The 19,625-nt window shown below is 65.3% G+C and carries 16 protein-coding genes; 7 read left to right on the forward strand and 9 right to left on the reverse strand.

The window, feature by feature from the left end; genetic code table 11:
* Positions 1-124: 124 nt before the first annotated feature.
* On the forward strand, positions 125-1,420 hold the full coding sequence (locus ACQR50_RS04840) for a PAS domain-containing protein (RefSeq protein WP_428970016.1): 1,296 nt from the start codon (positions 125-127) through the stop codon (positions 1,418-1,420).
* The gene (locus ACQR50_RS04845; RefSeq protein WP_428970017.1) at positions 1,384-1,977 is read left to right on the forward strand and encodes an HWE histidine kinase domain-containing protein; all 594 of its coding nucleotides are present in this window, start codon (positions 1,384-1,386) and stop codon (positions 1,975-1,977) included. Before ACQR50_RS04840 ends, ACQR50_RS04845 begins: the two co-directional genes overlap by 37 nt.
* On the opposite strand, the gene ACQR50_RS04850 is transcribed toward ACQR50_RS04845, so the two are convergent.
* The 5 genes from ACQR50_RS04850 to ACQR50_RS04870 form a co-directional block, all read right to left on the reverse strand.
* Positions 1,895-3,427 (reverse strand): efflux transporter outer membrane subunit, encoded by a 1,533-nt coding sequence (locus ACQR50_RS04850; RefSeq protein ID WP_428970018.1) that lies wholly within the window; start codon positions 3,425-3,427, stop codon positions 1,895-1,897. The two genes, ACQR50_RS04845 and ACQR50_RS04850, sit on opposite strands and share 83 nt — an antisense overlap.
* Positions 3,420-4,595, reverse strand: a complete 1,176-nt coding sequence (locus tag ACQR50_RS04855) for an efflux RND transporter periplasmic adaptor subunit (RefSeq protein WP_428970019.1) — start codon at positions 4,593-4,595, stop codon at positions 3,420-3,422. Before ACQR50_RS04855 ends, ACQR50_RS04850 begins: the two co-directional genes overlap by 8 nt.
* A complete protein-coding gene (locus ACQR50_RS04860) occupies positions 4,588-7,809 on the reverse strand; it encodes an efflux RND transporter permease subunit (RefSeq protein ID WP_428970020.1) in 3,222 nt (1,073 codons plus the stop codon). Before ACQR50_RS04860 ends, ACQR50_RS04855 begins: the two co-directional genes overlap by 8 nt.
* A gap of 134 nt (positions 7,810-7,943) precedes the next feature.
* On the reverse strand, positions 7,944-9,230 hold the full coding sequence (locus tag ACQR50_RS04865) for an ATP-binding protein (protein ID WP_428970021.1): 1,287 nt from the start codon (positions 9,228-9,230) through the stop codon (positions 7,944-7,946).
* Positions 9,231-9,285: 55 nt separating this feature from the next.
* Positions 9,286-9,957: a response regulator transcription factor gene (locus ACQR50_RS04870; RefSeq protein ID WP_428970022.1), complete on the reverse strand. Its 672-nt coding sequence runs from the start codon at positions 9,955-9,957 to the stop codon at positions 9,286-9,288.
* A gap of 132 nt (positions 9,958-10,089) precedes the next feature.
* On the opposite strand from ACQR50_RS04870, the gene ACQR50_RS04875 reads away from it, so the two are divergent.
* From ACQR50_RS04875 to ACQR50_RS04890, 4 genes are all read left to right on the forward strand, one after another.
* Entirely contained in the window at positions 10,090-10,347 is a 258-nt protein-coding gene (locus tag ACQR50_RS04875) for a hypothetical protein (protein WP_428970023.1), read from the forward strand.
* A 233-nt stretch (positions 10,348-10,580) separates the two neighbouring features.
* Positions 10,581-12,173, forward strand: coding sequence for a Tad domain-containing protein (locus ACQR50_RS04880; RefSeq protein ID WP_428970024.1), 1,593 nt, complete (start codon positions 10,581-10,583; stop codon positions 12,171-12,173).
* Positions 12,170-12,766, forward strand: a complete 597-nt coding sequence (locus ACQR50_RS04885) for a TadE/TadG family type IV pilus assembly protein (RefSeq protein ID WP_428970025.1) — start codon at positions 12,170-12,172, stop codon at positions 12,764-12,766. Before ACQR50_RS04880 ends, ACQR50_RS04885 begins: the two co-directional genes overlap by 4 nt.
* The gene (locus ACQR50_RS04890; protein WP_428970026.1) at positions 12,757-13,539 is read left to right on the forward strand and encodes a TadE/TadG family type IV pilus assembly protein; all 783 of its coding nucleotides are present in this window, start codon (positions 12,757-12,759) and stop codon (positions 13,537-13,539) included. Before ACQR50_RS04885 ends, ACQR50_RS04890 begins: the two co-directional genes overlap by 10 nt.
* Before the next feature lie 70 nt (positions 13,540-13,609).
* Here the strand turns inward: ACQR50_RS04890 and ACQR50_RS04895 are convergent, their stop codons facing one another.
* The 4 genes from ACQR50_RS04895 to ACQR50_RS04910 all read right to left on the reverse strand — a co-directional run bounded on the left by ACQR50_RS04895 (position 13,610) and on the right by ACQR50_RS04910 (position 17,677).
* On the reverse strand, positions 13,610-15,952 hold the full coding sequence (locus ACQR50_RS04895; protein WP_428970027.1) for a bifunctional diguanylate cyclase/phosphodiesterase: 2,343 nt from the start codon (positions 15,950-15,952) through the stop codon (positions 13,610-13,612).
* A 336-nt stretch (positions 15,953-16,288) separates the two neighbouring features.
* Positions 16,289-16,489: a hypothetical protein gene (locus tag ACQR50_RS04900; protein WP_056439252.1), complete on the reverse strand. Its 201-nt coding sequence runs from the start codon at positions 16,487-16,489 to the stop codon at positions 16,289-16,291.
* A gap of 9 nt (positions 16,490-16,498) precedes the next feature.
* Positions 16,499-16,720 (reverse strand): hypothetical protein, encoded by a 222-nt coding sequence (locus tag ACQR50_RS04905; protein ID WP_428970028.1) that lies wholly within the window; start codon positions 16,718-16,720, stop codon positions 16,499-16,501.
* Positions 16,721-16,870: 150 nt separating this feature from the next.
* On the reverse strand, positions 16,871-17,677 hold the full coding sequence (locus tag ACQR50_RS04910; RefSeq protein WP_428970029.1) for a transporter: 807 nt from the start codon (positions 17,675-17,677) through the stop codon (positions 16,871-16,873).
* A gap of 248 nt (positions 17,678-17,925) precedes the next feature.
* On the opposite strand from ACQR50_RS04910, the gene ACQR50_RS04915 reads away from it, so the two are divergent.
* Positions 17,926-19,173, forward strand: a complete 1,248-nt coding sequence (locus ACQR50_RS04915; protein ID WP_428970030.1) for a DUF2254 domain-containing protein — start codon at positions 17,926-17,928, stop codon at positions 19,171-19,173.
* Positions 19,174-19,625 lie beyond the last annotated feature (452 nt).

Consider the following 19,625-nt stretch of genomic DNA (forward strand, 5'->3'; position numbering starts at 1 on the left):
CGGCGTGTCCGGTGGGTCGGTCGGGTTGCTTTATCTCTGGCCTGGGTTGGGTTAGTCCGTTCCCCCATAGGGTGGCAGCAAGCGCATGACGGCTTTCTGATCAACAGCCGGGGGCGGATGACATATGGACGTTGGCAAGGACGAAGGCGGACCGCCCGAGCATGGCCCGATGATGACGGAGCGGGTGCGCGCCCATGACTGGGCCGCCTCGTCGGTCGGCGCCATGGCGGACTGGCCGCAAAGTCTTCGCACCGCCGTCGACATCATGCTTCACGCCGGTCAGGCGATGTGTCTGATCTGGGGGGCGGATCGGATTCAGATCTATAATGATGAATATGCACGGATTTTGGGCGACCGCCATCCTGCCGCCCTGGGGCGGCCCGCCAGCGAGACATGGCCCGAGCGATGGGACGTCCTCCACCCGTTGATCGACCGCGCCTTGTCCGGCGAGCGTGCCGCCGTCCGTGACCAGCTAGTCGCCATGACCCGGGACGGCGCCGACGAGCAAAGCTGGTGGGATTTCGCCTATTCGCCGGTTCACGATGAAAGCGGGCGAATCGCGGGGCTGTTGAATATCTGTTCGGACGCCACCGATCGGGTTCGTGCCTTGCGCGATCGCGACATGGCGTTCGAGAATTTGCGGGAACGCGAATCCTTCACCGGCAGCGTCCTTGCCAGTTCGACCGACTGCATCAAGGTCCTCGATCTGGAGGGCAGGCTGGCCTTCATGAGCGATGGCGGACAGCGGGTGATGGAGGTCAGCGACTTCAACGCCATCGTCGGCTGTCCGTGGCCGGATTTCTGGACGGGCGCCGGCAATCGGAACGCCAAGGCTGCCCTGGAGGCAGCGCGTGCGGGCCAGTCCTCCAGCTTCATCGGCCGCGCCAGCACCATGAAGGGCAATTGGAAATGGTGGCACGTTGCGGTCAGCCCCATTTTCGACGCCGATGGGCGTTGGGATCGTATCCTGTCGGTCTCGCGCGACATCACCGAATTGCGCGAGAGCGAGGAAGAGCGCGACCGCTTCGTCCGGCTGGTGGAGAACAGCACCGATTTCGTGGCGATGGCCCATCTCGACGGCCGCGTATTCTTCATGAACGACGCCGCCCGCGGCATCGTCGGGCTGGAGGACGTGGATTATACATCGCTCTCCATCGCCGATTTCTTCCTGCCTGACGCCCTCGAAATCGTGATGCACGAAGCGCTCCCGGCCGTCGCCGAGCGGGGAAGCTGGTCGGGCGACGTGCTCTTCCGGCATTTCGGAACCGGGGAGCTGATCCGATGCTCTATTCGGTTTTCCCGATCACCGATGCGAGCGGCGAAATGGTCGGATACGGGACGGTCACCCGCGACATTCGCGAGCGCAAGCAGGCCGAGGAGGATATGCGATACCTCAACGGCGAACTGGCCCATCGCCTGAAGAACGTGCTCACCGTCATCCAGTCGATCGCGCAGCAGACGCTGCGCAATTCACCCGATACCGAAACCGCCGGAAAGGCCCTGTCGGCGCGCCTCGTCGCGCTGGGCGGCGCGACGGACATCCTGACCGGCAAGTCGTGGCGATCCGCCGACCTGCGCGAATTGGCGGAGCGCACGCTCGCCCCGCATGGCGGCATCGGCGAGCGGATCATCATCGACGGTCCGCCGATCGTCCTGCAACCGGAAGCCAGCATGGCCTTTGCGCTGGCGCTGCATGAGCTGGCGACGAACGCCGCCAAATATGGGGCCCTGTCGAACGATTCGGGTATCGCGGCGCTGCACTGGTCGGTGGAAGGGGTGGACGACGACGCGCGGCTGTCCGTGCAATGGTCGGAGCGCGGCGGCCCGCCTGTCAGCCCGCCCCAGCGTAAAGGCTTTGGTTCCGTTCTGATCGAACGATCGCTCCGGTCCTATTTCAGGGAGTTGTCCGCGACGGATTACCGTCCCGAGGGATTGATGCTGAAGCTGAGGGGGCGTCTGGCGGACGCCGCCCTCTGAATCGGGTTGCAACCTGGGCCGGTCGCGCGAATGTCGATCCGCCCCCCAGCGCGCGGGCCAGGGCGACGGTGGCGGTCAGGCGTTGGGTCTCCAGGGACAGGGCGCTCTGCTGGTCGCGAAGCAGGTTCTCCTGGGCGGTGGCGACGTCCAGATAGGTCGCGGCGCCCTTGATATAACGATCCAGCGCGATCGCACTGGTGCTGGCGGCGGATCGTACCGCCTGATCCTGCGCGGCCTGGGCCTCGTCGAGGTGACGCAGCGTGGCGAGGGCGTCCTCGACGTCCTGGAATGCCCCCAGGGCACGCGCCCGATAGTCGGCGGCGGCGGCGTTCCAGTCCGCTCGCGCGGCGGAGACATCGGCGCGACGTTTGCCGCCGTCGAACAGGTTCAGGATCGCGCCCGGGCCGATCGCCCAGAAGATGTTGGGGGCCGCGACCAGTCCCGCCAGCGCCGTGCTCTGGAAACCGCCCGTGCCGCCCAGCGTGATCTGGGGGAAGAAGGCCGCCTTGGCGACGCCGATCCGCGCATTGGCCGCCGCCATGCGCCGCTCGGCCGCCGCGACATCGGGACGCTTGGCGAGCAGCGCCGAGGGGAGGCCGACCGGAATGCTCGGCAGATGGAGCGGGGCATCGCGACGCGGGATGGAAAAGATCGAGGCGGGCTGGCCGACCAGGCTGGCGATCGCATGTTCGGTCACGGCGCGATCCGCCTGCAATGCGGCATATTGGGCGCGCGCTTCGCCGAGCAGCGCACCGGCCCGGCCGACATCCATGCCCGTCGCGATGCCGCCGCGAAAGCGGTTGCGGGTCAGCGCATCGGCCCTGGCAAAGGCATCGATCGTCTGGCTGAGCAGCGCCAGTTGCTGGTCCTGCCCCCGCAAACGCACGAAGTCTGCCGCCAATTGCCCCTGAAGGGCGAGCTTGACCGCCGCCAGATCGTCGCGGCTGGCCTCGGCGAGCGCGCGGCCGGAAGCGACCGAGTTGCGCACACGCCCCCACAGATCGGCCTCATAGGATATGTCGCCCCCCAGCGTCGCGGCGGTATAGAAATCCGGCTGGGAACCGCCACGCAGCGGACGCTCGTCCGACTGCCTGTTGCGCAAGAGGTTGGGCGTCAGTTCGACACGGGGAAACAGCCCCGAACGCGCACCTGCGAGCGTGGCTTTCGCCATGTCATAGCGGGCAAGCGCCCCCGCCAGCGTCGGATTGTCGCTGTCGATCCGCGCCTCCAGCCGGTCGAGCAGCGGATCGCCGAAGCCGGTCCACCAGTCGGCGGGCAGGGCGGTGGTCGCGGTATCCACCGGCCTCCACACCGCGTCCCCGGTGGTCGGTATCTCCTTATACGCGACGGGTGCGGGCAGGACCGGCGGGTGATAGGCCGGGGCCATCGAACACCCGCCCAGCAGCGCGAGTGTCGCGCCTGCGACCCAGCGGCGGAGCGGTTTAGCCATGACGCGTCTGCCCCACCCGGACCAGCTCGCCCTGCGCCAGCGAGTCCGGCGGGTTGTCGACGATCTGTTCGCCGGGGGTGATGCCCGACAGGATCTGAACGGTCGGGCCATTGTCCTGCCCGATATGAACCTGATGCATCACGACATGGCCGCGCGGGTCGACCGTCGCGACCTGGGGCCCGCCGGCACCGAACAGGATCGCGCTGGACGGCACCTGCGCCGCACCCGGCTGTCCGGGCAGGGCGAGACGGGCCTGTGCATAGCCGCCCGGCTTCAACAGGCCATCGGGGTTGTCGGCGAACAGCTGGACGCGGAAGGCGCCCGATTGCGGATCGACCGCGCTCGAGAGGCCCGCGACCGTCGCGGTGAATGGGTGGCCCGGAAAGGCGGGGACGGTCAGCGTCGCGGTCATGCCCGGCCTGATAGTGGCCGACAGCGATTGCGGTACGCTGACATAAACACGGATGCGGTGCGTGTCGGCCACGCCGAACATCGGCGTCTGCGTAGCGGCACCGGGACCGACGAGATCGCCGACCTCGGCATTGCGCGCGGTGACGACCCCGGCAAAGGGGGCGCGGACCACGGCGTAGCGCTTCATCGCCTCCAGCCGCGACAGGGCGGCGCGCGCCTCGGCGACACCCGCCGTCTTGACCGCGAGATCGCCGTTCTTCTCGTCGACCTCCTGCCTGGACACCGAAGAGGTGGTCAGCAGATCGCTCCATCGTGCCGCCGTACTGCGCGCCAGCTTCTCATGCGCGACGGCACTGGCCAGCGCGGCACGCGCTTGGCCGATCTGCTGGTCGAGTTCAGGGGTGTCGATCACGCCCAGGGCCTGTCCGGCCACGACATGGGCACCGATATCCTGCGACCAGCTGCGCACATAGCCGCCGACACGGGGGAACAGCCGTGCGGCTTCCCAGGCCTCCAGCGTGGCGGGCAGATCGAGCGCGTCGGTCGCCGCGCCGCCCCTGACGGGGATCAGGTGGACGGTGGGAATGGCGTTGGTCGTGGACCAGCTGGCCGCCGCCGCGACGTCATGGCTTCGGGCCAGGGTTCCCACACTCACGGTGCCGATCGCCAGGACGGCGGCGGCAAGGCCTGCAATCTTCAGGCCTTTGGGCGTGGGCGTGTCGGCCGACACAGCGGGGGCCGGGGCGGCGTCATGCATGGATGGCTTCTCCGATGGGCATCAGGGGGGAGGGCGCGGTCGCCTGCCAGCGGCGGTGCGCGATGGCGAAGACGACGGGGACGAAGACCAGGGTGGCGAGCGTGGCGCACAGCAGGCCGCCGATGACGGCCCGGCCGAGCGGCGCATTCTGCTCACCGCCCTCTCCCAGACCCAGCGCCATCGGGGCCATGCCGATCATCATAGACAAGGCGGTCATCAGCACCGGGCGGAAGCGGGTGGCGCCCGCCTCCATCGCCGCCTGGATCGCATCGCCGCAGTCGGCCAGCCGTTCGCGGGCGAAGCTGACCACCAGCACGCTGTTCGCGGTCGCCACGCCCATGCACATGATGGCGCCGGTCAGGGCAGGCACGCTCAGCGGCGTGTGCGTCGCGAACAGCATCCACACGATCCCAGCGAGCGCGGCGGGCAGGGCCGAGACGATCACCAGCGGATCGATCCAGCTCTGGAAGTTCACGACGATCAGCAGATAGATCAGGATGACCGCGCCCGCGAGGCCGAGGATCAGGCCGGTGAAGGCGGTGTTCATCGTCTCCACCTGTCCGCGCATGGCGACCGTGGCGCCCTTGGGCAGCTGGCCTTTGGTCTGGGCCAGAACCCGGTTGATGTCGGCGGCGACCGCGCCCAGATCGCGACCCTGCGGCGTCGCATAGACGTCGAATACCGGCTGCACCGCATAATGCGAGACGAGCGCGGGGCTGGGTTCGCGGTGCAGCGTGCCCAGCGCCCGAAGCGTCTGGAAGCTGCCCGGCGCATTGCCGGTGATCGGCAGATTGTCGAGCTGTTCGATGGTGCTGGCGCGATATTGCGGCGACTGCACCACGATCGGATAGGACACGCCGTTCTTCGGGTTGAGCCAGAAGGTCGGCGCGATCTGCGCGCTGCCCGCCAGATTGACCGACAGGCTGCGGGTCACGTCGTTTTCGGTGATGCCCAGGCGGCTGGCCTGCGCACGGTCCACGTCGACCGCATATTCGGGATAGTTGGACGCCTGTTGCAGGCGGACATCGGCCAGCCCCGGCACCTTCGACAGCCGGGCGACGAGCATCCGGGCATAGGCCTCGTTGCCCTTGGTATCCGGCCCGGCGACCTGCACGTCGATCGGGGCGGGCGAGCCGAAGTTCAGGATCTGGCTGACGATGTCGGCGGGCAGGAAGGCGAAGGACGATCCGGGGAAATCCCGGGGCAGCCGTTCGCGCAGCGCCTTGACGAAATCGGCGGTCGGGCGGTGGTCTTCCTTCAGCGTGACCAGAATGTCGCCGTCCTGCGGACCCACGCCGCCGGTATTGGAATAGGCGCGGTTGATGCCGCTGACCGGCAGGCCGATATTGTCGACGATGGTGTCGAGCTGGTCGGCGGGAATGACCTGGCGGATGCGGCTCTCGATATGGTCGAACAGCGCCGCCGTCTCCTCGATCCGGGTGCCGACGGGGGCGCGGACGTGGAGGCTGATCTGGCCCGCATCGACCGCGGGGAAGAAGTTGCGGCCCAGCATCGGCACCAGCGCGAACGACATCAGCACAACGATCATGAAGCCGATGACGAAGGGCCGCCGCCGGGCGAGCGCGAAGTCGAGGAGGCCAGTATAATAGCGCCGCACCGCCTCGAACCCGCGTTCGAAGCCGTGCTGGAACCGGCGCAGCGGGTTGCGGCTCTCCGGGCGACCGGCCTGCGCATCGTGGCTGACCATCACCTCGGCGGTGTGCGCCCCGCCATGATCGCGCAGCAGATAATTGCCCATGGTCGGGACCAACGTGCGCGACAGGATGAACGAGGCGATCATCGCGAACACCACCGCCATCGCCATCGGCGCGAACAGGAAGCCCGCGACGCCCGGCAGGAAGAACATCGGCACGAAGGCGATACAGATGCACAGCAGCGAGACGAAGGCGGGGCCGACGATCTGTTTGGCGCCGTCCAGTATCGCGTCGCGCACCGACTTGCCCTGTTCCAGATGCCAGTTGATGTTCTCGATCGTGACGGTCGCATCGTCGACCAGGATGCCGACCGCCAGCGCCAGCCCGCCCAGCGTCATGATGTTGAGCGTCTGCCCGGCCAGCGCCAGTCCGGCGATGGCGGCCAGGATGGCGAGCGGGATCGAGGCGGCGATGATGACCGTCGACCGCCAAGAGCCGAGGAACAGCAGGATCATCAAGCTGGTCAGCGCGGCGGCGATCACGCCTTCGCGCATCACGCCCGATACCGCCGCCTTGACGAACACCGACTGGTCGGACAGCGGTTTGACGCTCAATCCCGGCGGCAGCGTCGCCGCCAGCCTGGGCATCAACGCCTTGACCTGATCGACGATGGCGATGGTCGAGGCCGACCCGCTCTTCAGCACGGTCATCAGAACCGAGCGCGCGCCATCGACGCGCACCTCGTTACGCTGCGGCGGCGAACCGTCGCGGACATGCGCCACGTCGCGCATCATGACGGTGGTCCCGTCGATCGTCTTGATCGGCAAGTCGTTGAGCGCGTCGATCGCGTCGGGACTGTTGTTCAGGCGGAGATTATATTCGTACTGGCCGATCCTGGCGGTCCCGGCGGGCACGATCTGGTTCTGCTGCGCCAGCGCGTTCGCGACGTCGGTCGCCGACAGCCGATGCGCCTGAAGCGCGGCGGGATCGAGGTCGATCTGGATCTGGCGTTCCTTGCCGCCATAGGGGGAGGGGATCGCCGCCCCCTGCACCGAGGCCAGCGCCGGGCGGATCATGTTCTGGCCCAGGTCGTAGATCTTCTGTTCGGACAGCCCCTTGCCCGACAGCGCGAGTTGCAGGATCGGCACGGTCGAGGCGTTGTAGTTCAGGATCAGCGGCGGGGTGATGCCCGGCGGCATCTGCTTCAGCACGGTCTGCGAGGCGGACGTCACCTGTGCGGTGGCGGTGCGGATGTCGACGCCGGGGCGGAAGAAGATCTTCACGATGCCGACGCCGGACAGCGACTGGCTTTCGATATGGTCGATGTCGCCGACCGTCGAGGACAGCGAGCGCTCGTAATAATAGATGACGCGCCCCGACATGTCGCGCGGCGGCAGGCCGCGATAGCTCCACACCGCCGCGATCACGGGAATGCGGATGTCGGGAAAGATGTCGGTCGGTGTCTCGACCGCCGCGATCCCGCCCCCCAGCACGATCAGGATCGCGAGGACGACGAAGGTATAGGGCTTGCTGAGGGCGAGCTTGACGAGCTGAAGCATGGGCGTCCCGGTGACCGTCAGGGATGGGCGGTGTCGGCGACGGCGCGGGGATCGAGGGGGTGGGGAACCCACTGCCCGTCGTCGACGGGGGGCTTCATCGCGCCAATCGCGGGCGCAGGCGACTTAAATGAATTTCACGCCGACAGGGGCAGCGAGATGCGCACGCATAGGCCCGGCGCGGCATCGGACAGGCCAAGATGGAAACCATGCAGGTGCAGGATCGCCACGACCAGGCTGAGGCCCAGGCCACTGCCGGGAATGTCCTGCACGCCCTGTCCCCGGTGGAACCGGCGCAGCACCGCATCGCGTTCGCCGGTCGGGATGCCGGGGCCGTCGTCCCGAACCTCGATCGCACGTCCTTGAACGTCCTCGACCAGGGCTATCGCGACGCGACCGCCGGGGCGGCCGAACTTGATGGCATTGTCGAGCAGGTTGCTCAGCGCCTCGAACAACAGCTTGTCATCGCCGTCCACCGACCATGGCCGGATCGCGACCGACAGGGTGACGCCGCGATCCTCGGCCAGCGGTTCGTAGAGCTCGGCCACCTGTGCGACGAGGATGCCCAGATCGATCGTGCGGAACCCGGCACGGCGTCGCCCCGCCTCCAGCTCGGAAATGCGCAGCAAGGCGGCGAAACGCTCCAGCACCAGATCGAGATCGGCCGTCGCCTGTCGGATGCCCGCCGTCACCTCGACCGCGTCATGCGGCCGGTGATGCAGCGCGTTCAGGGTCGCGCGGACGCGGGTGAGGGGGGTGCGCAGATCATGGGCAATGGCGTCGGTCGCGCCCTTGACCTGCGCGACGACGCGGCCGACCTCCTCCACCGTCGCATTCACCGTCGTCGCGAACTGGTCGAGCTCGTCATGCCGCCCCGCGATCGGCATGCGGACCGAAAAGTCGCCCGCCGCGATCTCCCGGCTGGCGCGTTGCAGGGCCCGGACCCGGCGGAGCGGTGCCCGGCTGAACCAGATGGCGGCGGTGGTGACGCATAACAGGGTCAGCAGGCCGCTGACGATCAATGTCTCCAGGATCGTCCGGCGCAGGTCGCGCAGCAGGCTGATGTCGCGCCCGACCAGCAACGTCTCTCCCTCGCGGGTGCGCAGCGCGACCAGTCGCAAGGGGCCGCGCGATCCGCCCTCGACATCGACGGGCAGGCCGGGCGGCAGGGGGCGCAACAGGCGGATATTGCCCACGATCGGGGTGCCGTCGGCGGCGATCAGCGACAGATAGTTGAACCCGGCGCGATCGCGGCGCAGCTCGTAGCGGATACGATCGGGCAACTGGTCGGCCGGGACCTGCAACAGGCGCTGCGCGGCGGCATGAAGGATCCGATCGCTGCGCGCGGTCAGGTCGCGGGCGGTCGCGGCATAGACGACGCCCAGCATCGCGATCAGCCCGATGACGAACACCGCCCCCAGCATGGCCGAAAGCCGGAACGTGCTGATCCGGATGATATCGCGCCAGCGCAGCGGCGCGTCAGCCTTCGAAGAGATATCCCTCTCCCTTCACCGTCAGGATCGGGGACGGTCGGCCCGGCCGGTCGATCTTCTTGCGCAGCCGGGCGATATGGACGCTGATGAGATTGGCCCCCGGATCGAAATAATAGCCCCAGACGCGTTCGAAGATGATCCGCCGGGTCATGACCTCCCCGCGATTGCGCATCAGGAATTCGAGCAGGCGGAACTCCATGTGGAGCAGCCGGACCGGCTCGCCATCCACCTTGACCGTGCGGCGGACCAGGTCGCATTCGATCCCGCCCCCGCGCAGCACCACCGCCTCGGCCTGTTCGCGCCGCCGGAGCAGCACCTCGACCCGCATCGCCATTTCGGCGAAATCGAACGGCTTGGTCAGATAGTCGTCGCCGCCTGCGCGGAGCCCCGCGATCCGTTCGTCGACATCGCTCAGGGCGCTGAGCATCAGGACGGGAATGGTGACGTGCCGTTCGCGAAGCCGGGCGACCAGGGTCAGGCCATCCAGTCCGGGCAGCATCCGGTCCAGCGTGATCGCGTCGAAGGCTTCACGGGTGGCCAGGTCCAGCCCGCTATCGCCATCGGCGGCCCGCATGGCGTCGTGCCCGTGCCGATCCAGTTCGGCCATGATCGCCGCAGCGGTGGCGTCGTCGTCTTCGATGACCAGAATGGCTGCCATGGCGCATGGCATAACCCCATGGCCGCGGCGTGGCCAAGGCGCATCGCCGCAGGTGAAATTCATTTAAGTCGGCAGGCGCGAGCTTTGGGAGGACAGAGGCCTTCTCACGGAGTCGGTTCAAAAGGGTTTCGCATGCGCCTCTTCCGCACAGGGATGATCATCATCCCGCTCGGCCTGATCGCTTCTCCTGCCATGGCCTCGCGCAACGACAGGGACATGAGCAACGACTGTTTCGACGTGGCGGCGCCCATGGCCGAGGCGACACCCTGTTTCGAACCCGACCGTCACACCCACCCCCATCACGCTCGCCATGGTCGAAACGCAGCCGGTGTGGCCCCCAAAAGACGCGACACGGCAAGCAACGGCGCACGAAGGAACCCGGCCGAATAGCCGCCGAGCGGACGCCCGTTCGGCGGCTGGCAGCATGTCGAAAGCGGAATGGACCATCGGCAGAGGGGTGATGATCCCCGTCCATAAACCTGCCCTTTACGTTATGCCGATAGGGCAAACGGATGGACTGTCGATTCCCCTGTCATGGAATGTCTCGACGACGGCATCGCCCGTCACGTTTCCCGGCATTCGGCCTTCTTGCGAGGATTGCCGCCGATCGGCGTGGAAACGTCATGTTGCTTTGGGCGTTCTTCCTTATCCCGCTCGTGGCCCTGGTCGGATCGGCCATCGACCTGGGCACCGAATATGTGGCGCGCAAGCAGATGCAGATTGCGTGCGACGCGGCGGTTCTTGCCGGTCGGCGCGCGATGACCGACGGGACCGTCGATGACCGCGTGCGGGCCGAGGCGACCAAGTTCTTCAACTTCAATTTTCAACAGGGCATGTTCGGATCGAAGCCGTTCACGCCCTCCATCTCCAGCGCCACGACGGCGAAGACGACCGTCGTCATCAATGCCGCCACGACGATTCCGACGTCGCTGATGCGGATATTCGGCTTCGTCGAACTGCCGGTGAGCGTCAGTTGCAACGCTTCCCAGGATTTCGTGAACACGGACATCGTCTTCGTGCTGGATACGACCGGCTCGATGCGGGACAAGGCGACGTCCAGCGACTCCCAGACCAAGATCGAGGCGCTGCGTTCGGCGGTGCTGGCGCTATACGATCAGCTGTCGCCGGTGCAGAAGCAGCTGGAGGCGTCCGGCATGCGTCTTCGCTACGGCGTCGTTCCTTATGCCAGCGCCGTGAATATAGGTGCGTCGATCCGAGCGGCCAATCCCAATTACTTGTTGTCCGGTCCGTGGACCTATCAATCCCGGCAGGCCGTGTCTGCCAAGATGAGTTCGGACTACTGCAAATATTACTACGGCAGCTATAATTCTTGGTCCGGCGTCTGCACCTATTTCCGGTATCTGCCTCGGACTTTCGACACCTCACAATACGTGTCAGGAGCAAATGTCGATGTGTCGCAACTCATCGGTACTGCCGACGACAGCGGTGATACACCGGTTAAAACGACGCCCAAGACCGTCACTTGGGCAGGGTGCGTCGAAGAACGCCAGACGGTACGCATGGGCTCAACTGATACGGCGATCCCGTTGGGCGCAACGGATTTGAACATCGATCTGATACCGAACAGCGATGCGACGAAGTGGAAGCCCTATTGGCCAGAAGTAGAATACACGAGTTATATGCTGCGGTATAATAGTAATCGCTTCAAGCCGCAAGTTGCGTGCCCATCACCGGCCGCATCTATGCAGGGATGGACACGGGACGATTTGAATAATTACCTCAATACGCTTGTCCCGGACGGCGGCACCTATCACGACAACGGAATGATGTGGGGTGCGCGCTGGGCTTCGTCCGGGGGTATTTTCGGCAGCAATAACCCCGAAAAGTACAATATGATGCCCGTCAAGAAGTACATCATCTTCATGACGGATGGGCTGTTCGAAACCGGCTATGCTGGCCTCTATTCATCCTACGGCGTGGAGCGGCTCGATGGTCGCGTCACGCCCGGTGGCGACTATTCCGACCAGACCGACCAGCTTGCCCGCCACCAGCAGCGCTTCAACCTGCTCTGTTCGCAGGCCAAGTCCATGGGATATTCCATCTGGGTGATCGGATTCGCCACGTCGCTCGACGCATCGCTGACCAACTGTGCGAGCACGCCCAGCCAGGCGTCCACCTCGTCAAACCAGGCGGCGTTGATGGCGCGCTTCGTGGAAATCGGCAAGAATATCGGCGCCTTGAGGCTGACCCAATGAGGGTGGGATGTGGGGGTGCGCTGCGCCGTATCGGCCGCGATCGTCGGGGCGCCTCGGTCGTCGAGTTCGCCCTGATCTCGTTGCCCGCCATCGTGATCATGTGCGGCCTGTTCGACCTGGGCTACCGCCAATATGTCGCCACGCAGGTCCAGGATGCACTGGACCGCGCGGCCCGGCGGGTCACGATCGGGACCAGCACGACATCCGCCCAGTTGACCGCGATGGTCTCCGACAGCGTCAAGGCGATTTCGCGGGACGCCGATGTCGTCGTCGTTCCCACCAGCTACGGCAAGTTCCAGCAGGTGTCCAAGCCCGAGCCGATCACCACCGACACGGCGCCGCTGGGGCAGTATAATGCCGGGGACTGTTTCCTCGACGTCAACGGCAATGGCGTCTGGGACGCTGACGGCGCGCGCGCGGGCACCGGTGGTTCGGACGATGTGGTGCTGTATACCGCGACGGTGACCTATCCCGAGATCGTACCGATGAGTCGATTGATCGGCTGGAGCGGGATGACCAGGCTGACCGCGACGACCATGTTGAAAAACCAGCCCTATGCGTCGCAAGCCGAGCCGGTGACCCTGTGCCGATAACGTGTCTTGCCAAGCGGTTCGGCCATGTGACGGGCAATCGGCGCGGCGTCGCGATGATCGAGTTTGCGCTCGCCGCGCCGGTGATCCTGTTCATTGGCCTCGGCGGGATCGAGGTCGGCAATTACGTCACGGCGAACCTGCGCATTTCGCAGATCGCGATGGCGGTCGCCGACAATGCCGGTCGGGTCCGCACCACGATCGACGAAGCCGATGTGACGGAGATCATGATCGGCGCGATGAAGATGGGGGAACCGCTCTCCCTGGCGTCCAAGGGGCGGATCATCCTGTCCGATCTCGAACAGCGGACATCGACCACCGGGACGGGCGGCAAGGGACCGGTGTCGGCCACCAATCCCAACGGATACCGTCAATGGTTCCGGTGGCAGCGTTGCGCCGGTGCGCTGGCGGCCCCGTCATCGATCGGCGGTCCGATGAACGATGCCGGGGCCCCGATCACCAATCTGGACGACAAGACGAATGACGATCATGGCGCAGTGGAAACTGCGTCGACCATCGACGGCGTCGGCAAGGCGGGGAGCCAGATCGCCGCTGCGGGCGGCACCGCCGTGATGGTCGCCGAGGTCGTCTATGATTACCAGCCCATCGCGCCGGTCAGCCTGATCACCACCGTGTTCGGCAAGCTGAGGATCAAGCGCGTCGTCGCCTTCAACGTCCGTGAGAGAAACAGCTATTCCCTGCGCAATGACGGCAATCTGACCGGGGCCAAACGCGCGGACTGCCAGATATACAGTGCGGTGGCTCCGACGGTGTAAGTGCCGCGCCGAAACCGGCCTGGGCGTCCGGCGGGATGAATTCGATCCGCCGGACGCCCAGGCCGAACGCCTAGGCGGCGTGTTTGGCGGATCCCGGCTTCTCGACGCCTCGATCCGGCTTCATCAGTCCGGGACGGCCCAGCAGATAACCCTGCGCTTCGTTGCATCCCTCGGCGCGAAGGAATTCGAGTTGCGAACTCGTCTCCACACCCTCGGCCAGAATGGGGATTGCCAGGCTTTCCCCCAGCGCCAACACCGCCCGGATGATCGCGGCCGACTGCGGCGCGATATCCAGTTCGGTCATGAACGAGCGGTCGAGCTTGATCTTGTCGAAGGGGAAGGAGCGCAGCGTCGATAGCGACGAATAGCCGGTGCCGAAATCGTCCATCGCGATCGACACCCCCAGCGACTTCAACTGACGCAACACATGCGTCGTGCGCTCGGGGTCCGTGATCATCGCGGACTCGGTGATCTCCAGTTCGAGCCGGGTGGGCGCTAGGCCGGTCTCGATCAGAATCTGATGGACGAGCCGGGGCAGGTCGACGTGACCGAGCTGGACGGGGGACAGGTTCACCGCGATCTTCCACGGGACGGGCCAGGCCGCCGCTTCCTGGCAGGCACGCCGCAGGACCCATTCGCCGATCGGCAGGATCAGACCCGTCTGTTCGGCAATGGTGATGAACTCGAACGGCGAAACACGCGTGCCATCGGGCTTCGTCCAGCGCAGCAGCGCCTCATAACCGGTGATCTCGCCCGTCTCGACCGATGCCTGCACCTGCCAATGGATGGCGAACTGGTCATGGTCCAGCGCGTCGCGCAGTTCGGTGGCGATACGACGGCGGGCGCGGACCGTCTGGTCCATTTCCTCCTCGTAGAAGCAAAAGTCCGTCGCGATGCTCGATTTCGCGCGGTACATGGCGAGGTCGGCATTGTTGATCAGCGCCGAAATCTCATCGGCGTCCTGCGGCCACAGTGCGACGCCCACGCTCATGCCGCAGCTCAGCGTCGAGCGGTCATATTCGACGGGCATGGTGATCGCGGTCCGCAGGCGATCGATCAGGTCGATCGCATCCTCGTGACTGTCGATGCCGATCAAAGCGACGAATTCGTCGCCGCCCAGGCGGGCCAGGAACTCGCCGGGCCGCGCCAGCGCCTTCATCCGCATGCCGATCGTCGCCAGCAGATGATCGCCCGCGGCATGGCCATGCGTGTCGTTGACTTCCTTGAACCGGTCGAGATCGATCGACAGCAAGGCCAGCGGACGCCCCGGTCCGTCCGGGGCCGCCTGGCGATGCGACCATTCCAGAAACGATGCGCGATTGGGCAATCCGGTCAGGCCGTCATTGCGCGCCAGATGCGCGATGCGCCGCTCCTGCGCCAGTCGCTGACGCACGTCGCGAAGGGCGTAGATCATGTAGGATTTTTTTTCGCTCGTATCGACGCGAAGGGCGATCTCGACGGGGATGGGGGAGCCGTCGGCGGCTTGCAGCGTACGCTGCGCCAGGGAACCCGGCTCGACCGACCCGATGTCCGAAACCCAGTGGTGCAGCGATTGGCCGATGACATCGTCGTCGGTGCCCAACAGCTCGGTGAAGGCGCCGTTCGCGGCGACGATCACGCCGCCGCTTTCCACGATCATCGCATCGACGCTGCCCTCCATCACCTGGGCCAGACGACGCTGCGAGGCGGCGCTTGCGGATATATCGAGGACATAGGTGGCGAAACCCGTGCCGAGTACGACCAGTCCAACCGCCGCGACGGCAAATGCCATGATCATCGTGGCGCTCTGGCTGTCCGCCTGGCCCAGTTCCGGGGCGACCGGAACAACCGTCAGGGCCGCCATGCCCGTGAAATGGAGCAGCACGATGCTCGTCACCATGAGCGCGGTGGCAGGCCATGGATTGCCCCGCTTGCCGCGCGACAAGGCGCGGCGGAACGCCATCGCGCCGAAGAGAACGGAGAACAGGATCGACGCCGTCACATAGGCGGGCGACCATTCCACCAGCCCCCTGGCCGCGAAAGCCATCATGCCGGTATAATGCATCGCGGTGACCGCCAGGCCGAAGAGCATGCCCCCCGCCGCCGGTGCAAACGGACGACGACGGACCGCAACGGCCAGTGCGATCGAACTGCCGAAAATGGCGATGACCAGCGAAAGGGCGGTGAGCAGCGGGTCATAGGCCACCGCCACGCCCGGCTGATACGCCATCATCGCAATGAAATGCGTGCACCAGATGGTCGCGCCGGTCGATACGCCGCCCATGAACACCCAGGCCAGAAGGGTGCCGGGATCGGCGGAGCGCAGCCGCTGAAGCAGTCGGATCGTGATCGCGGATCCCGTCAGGCAGAATATCGCGGCGAGCACGACCAGACGGAGATCATGGTCATAGGCAAGACAGGTTAGAAAGCGCATTGGTCCTCCAGACCGGCGGCACTAGAAACATAAGTTAAACCACTGACTAAAATGGACAGTTAAGGAACATGGTTAATTTTGCGCGATTTGGTCGCGACCTCGACGTTTCGAACCGAGGGCAGCGGCGATTTTTGGGCGGAATGTCATGATGAACGGGAAAAACTCGTCGAGCCTCCCATTCCCCCGATCGTTAACAGGAAGCCCGACGCGAAACCGCATCGCGGTTAATGCGCCGTGCTCTCGATCAGGGGTGCCGCTCCCGTCGCCGCATCGACGATGACGACCTTTCGCGGCGAATGTGCCGGGTCCCGCCCAAGGGCCGCCTGACGTTTGGCCTTACACCTCCCGGATGTCGGGAAAGCTGTAGAGGGAGGGTTCGTCCTCTGCCGTTCCCGTTGCAAACACCGCCATGTCGTCGGGCTGTATCTCCAGCTTCGCCCAGCGGTCCCAGCCGATATGGATGAAGTCCGGCTGGCCGAAGACCCGCACCGCGCGGGCATATTCGTCACCGCGAAAGCCCACGAAGTGCAGGGCCATTCCGGTGGCTCAGGCGCCTTCGCGCCGCGCGCCTGTGATCATGCGCCGGGCGATCTCGCGAACCGCCGCGTCGTCCTTGTCCGGACCGTCCGAAGGATCGCCCAGATGATCCAGGCTGGCTTCCAGAAAGTCGAGCAGGCCGGGATGCTGGGCTTCGACATATTCCATCGTCTTGAACAGCAGATGCTCGGTCGCGATCTCGCGTCGGCGGGTCTGGGCGGCTGAATCCATTATCCTGTCCTTCTTCGGCGTTTCGGAGCCGGGTGAACGCATGACCTTGCCGATCGGGCAAACGCATCGACACCGGCCATGCCTGCGCCGCCGTCCGGCTCCGACGGATCGCACGCTCCCGGAAGATGGGGCGGGGTGTGGACGAGAGGGTCAGAACAGAATGGCGCCGCCCGTGACGAGACGCAGATGGGGCGCGGCCGCATTGAGGCCCGTCGCCGCCAGAATGTCGAACTGAAGGACTTTGGTCGGCCGCCAGGCCGCCGACAGGGCGGCCAGGGCCAGCGTCTCATGCTGATCGGGTTCGTCGTCGCGCTCCAACGACATTTCGGCCGTGGCCGTAACCGCGTCGGTGAACTTGTAGCGCAGGCCGGTGATCTCGTTATAGGCCAGATGGCGCCCATGGCCGGACTGGTTCGCCGCGGCATCGGCTTCCCCCGTCACGGCGATCGCCAGCTTTTCCGTCAGCTCATATTGGACCGGGATGATGATCCCCGTCGACCAGCTTCCCGCACCGATCGGATAGCGCCCCGTCGGCGCGGTCACGAAGGCCTGCACGCCTGCCGAGAAAGGCTTGCCCTTTTGCCCGGCCAGATGCTGGCGGATGGCGAAGGTCACGTCGCCGGTGCCCGTTGCGGTGTCGACCAGCGCCGTGGCCTTGTCGCGCGTCCGGTCCCGACCATAGCCGACCCAGTCGAGTTGAAGCTCGGTGTTTTTGCCGATACCCACGCGGGTCAGGATGTCGGCGGTGACGATACGGTCTTCGCGCTGATCGGGCTGGTCGTCCCGCTGCCAGTCCAGCGCGGATATCTCGAAATGCACCCGTCCCGGCTCGGTCGTGCAACTCGATCCGCCGAGGTTCGGTCGCGTGGGGCAGAAACGGGGTTCGTCTTCGGCAAGGGCAGGAACCCCGATCGTCATCATCGCGGCACCCAGCAGCCAACCCCAAGCCTTCACCATCGCCGCCCCCTGTAACTATCTGATCCATAAGCCTTGCATCGGTTCGTTGGCGCGATGCAACGGTAAAGCCGTGCGTGGTTTCAAGAGAAACGCGTCCGGGGCGCCCGGGGAAAACCACCGATCGAATGAGGGGTGGTGGGCCGAACGTCCGCGCCTTGCGTATTAGCTGCCGTGTACCCGGCGGTTCGCTGTCGGCCTTTGATCGCGTCCGCAGCCGCACCGGCGGCGAAAGGGAATGAAGGACCCCGATGATTTCCAAGGCCCGTATCGCATGGCTGCTCCATCGCATCGCCCGGAAAATATGGTTTCGTGCGGCCCTTATCAGCCTGGCCAGCGTGGTGGTCGCCGCGTTCGCGGGCATTGTCGCCCGGGCGCTGCCCTATCATTTCACCGGCGATATCGGTCAAAATGCCGTCGGTACGGTCCTGCAGATCATCGCCTCGTCGATGCTGGCCGTGACCACCTTTTCGCTGACGGCGATGGTCAGCGCCTATTCGTCCGCGACCCAGCTGGCGACGCCGCGCGCGACGCAATTGCTGATCTCGGATCGCATGTCGCAAAATGCGCTGTCGACGTTCCTGGGCGCCTTCATCTTTTCCGTCGTCGGCATCATCGGCCTGCAAACGCGGCTTTATGGCGGGCAGGGGCGTGTGCTGCTCCTGATCTCCACGGTCTTGCTCGTGGCGCTGGTGGTCGTGACCCTCTTGCGCTGGATCGCCCATCTCGCCGCCTTTGGGCGGATGTCGGACGTGATCGACCGGGTCGAGGATGCGGCGCTGTCCGCGATCGTGGCATTCGCGAAAGACCCCCATCAAGGCGGGCGACCGGCCGTCCCGGTCCCCGCAAGCGCACGACCGGTGTTCTCGCCGAGCATCGGCTATGTGACGCATGTCGATATCGGGCGCCTCGCCGACGTGGCGCAGGATCACGGCATCATCGTGCATGTGGAAGCAATTCCCGGCACCCTGGTGCACAAGGGGCGTCCGCTGCTCCGGGCGGTCGGGGCGCGTGCGGAACTCGATGGCGAATTGTCACGCGCCTTCGTCATCGAGCGGCATCGCGATTTCGATCATGATCCTCGACTGGGGCAGATCGCGCTGGGCGAGATCGCCGGACGCGCGCTGGCACCGGCCACCAATGATCCGGGTACCGCCATCGAGGTGTTGAATGCGCTGCTCAGAACCCTGAGCGAACTTCCGGCGCAGGCGTCGCCACCGGACGAAGAACGGCCGCCCGTGCATGTCCCGCGTCCCTCTGTGGACGAACTGATCCGGGCCGGTTTCGCGCCGATCATACGCGAGGGTGCCGGGGAAGAGGAGGTGGCCATTCGCGCCTTCAAGGTGCTCCACGCCTTGGGGGAAACCCTGCCTCACGCCCTGCCGACCACGCAGGCGCTCGGAAACGAACTGAAGCAGAATGTCGAGCGCATGATGCGCGACCAGGCCGCGTTGGCCAGAACGCTGGCCGTCTATCAGGACGATATGCGGGGGCGGTAGTCTCCCATCGCCACTTCGGCAGCCGAGCCACACAGCAATAGTATTGATCATACGTACAATTGCAATACGTGTTGAGTATATCACATCGTGTCGAACAGCGGATCAATTTGGAAAAACGTGGAATAATGCGCGAATTCACGCATGGTTCCCTGGAAGACAACCAGCCATCAAAAAATCTCAGTTGTTTGAAATTGCGGTGTATTTGAAGAATGTATACCGGTTTTTAACGGGGTGCTTCCTATCAGGCCGCCCGCCGTGACTGCGAAGACGACTTGCATGATCGCTTTGGCGACATACTCGTCTGGAATCCGCGGTCGGGGCTTGTAGTCGGCTTATCGTCAAGTGCCCGCGTATGGCAGGAGGCGAGTATCATCGGAACATGATCTTATGCGCTTTTTTGATAACCTTACAATGGTAAGAAAGCTTGCCCTGTGTTTGGGGATTATTCTAGC

Origin of the sequence: Sphingomonas sp. Xoc002 (assembly GCF_050408055.1) — a bacterium.
GTDB classification, from domain to species: Bacteria; Pseudomonadota; Alphaproteobacteria; order Sphingomonadales; family Sphingomonadaceae; genus Sphingomonas; species Sphingomonas yabuuchiae.